Origin of the sequence: Rhodopirellula maiorica SM1 (genome assembly GCF_000346295.1) — a bacterium.
GTDB classification, from domain to species: domain Bacteria; phylum Planctomycetota; class Planctomycetia; order Pirellulales; family Pirellulaceae; genus Novipirellula; species Novipirellula maiorica.
In genome coordinates, this window is record NZ_ANOG01000617.1 from 1 (window position 1) to 1,033 (window position 1,033).

Annotated in this window: 1 protein-coding gene; it reads right to left on the minus strand. The window is 54.4% G+C overall.

What is annotated here, in order from left to right:
* A partial coding sequence (locus RMSM_RS19845; RefSeq protein WP_144057795.1) for a terminase gpA endonuclease subunit occupies nucleotides 1–1,033 on the minus strand: 1,033 nt, incomplete at both ends.

The window sequence follows — 1,033 nt, forward strand, 5'->3', positions numbered from 1 at the left end:
CAGATTCAAATTCATGTTGTAGGCCCGGCTCCCACGTTTCTTCTTGCCACCGGACTGCCCGGTGTTCGTCTTCTTTGACTTGGCGAAAACGCCAAGCGTTGATGCCAGTGCCATGCAACCTGTCATCTCGTCCCATTTTTCGTTCTCGCAAGGCTGACTTCCAGCTTTCCAAACGATCAACTTGTCTCCGTTCTTGTTTTCTTCCCAAAACGGCTGCTCTGATTCGCAGTGTTCACCAAGCAACAGATGGTTTTGTGGAGCGTCCTCGTACAGGCTGATGGCCGTCTGCGACGTCATCGGTACGGACAGACCGGATGCGAGTTGGCATTTCCAATAGTTCGTATCAACGTGCAACTCTTGAACGCCCTTAATGCCCTTCGGTGGATCCCGGTAAGCTACGTTCACGCCCCGAGTGCGTCGCACCTTGCCGCCTGATAGCTTCTGCCATGCACGGCTGTTAACGCCGATGAAATGCCCCAGCTGTGGAACGAGCCGGCTTTTGTGCGTCGATTCCAGCACGAACGAACGAATGTCGTTGGCCACCAATGCAAAACGGTTGTCGATGCCGAGTTTGTCGATCGAAAACACGCGTTGATCACGGATGAACTCCCGTGCCATCAGATCGCCCACCAGCTCATCCAGCCCGGACGTGATCAAATCAGCCAGTGGCAAATCTCCGAACTCATCTTTCAGCGTGTTGGTGACGTTTCCTTTCTGGTAATAGCGGGTTGGCTGCTCGGGGAACGTCCCGTAGTCCATCACGTAACCGCGGCCACGAAGATCGAACGCCATCACTGTGTAGGACAAAAACGTCTGCTGGACGTCGATGAAGCCGGTAATGATCTCGCCACGATCAGGCATCTCGTTTCGCTGTAGCGGTCTGGTTCGCCCGGCAACCTCGTCTGATTGCAGATCCCACAACTCGCTCGTGGTACTGTCGTTTTGCGATGTAGGTTTAAGCTGCAGCTCGGCGTTGAACGAATCGAGATCCTTGGCTCGCTCGATCATCGCCCGGTGAAGTGCTGAAACCTCA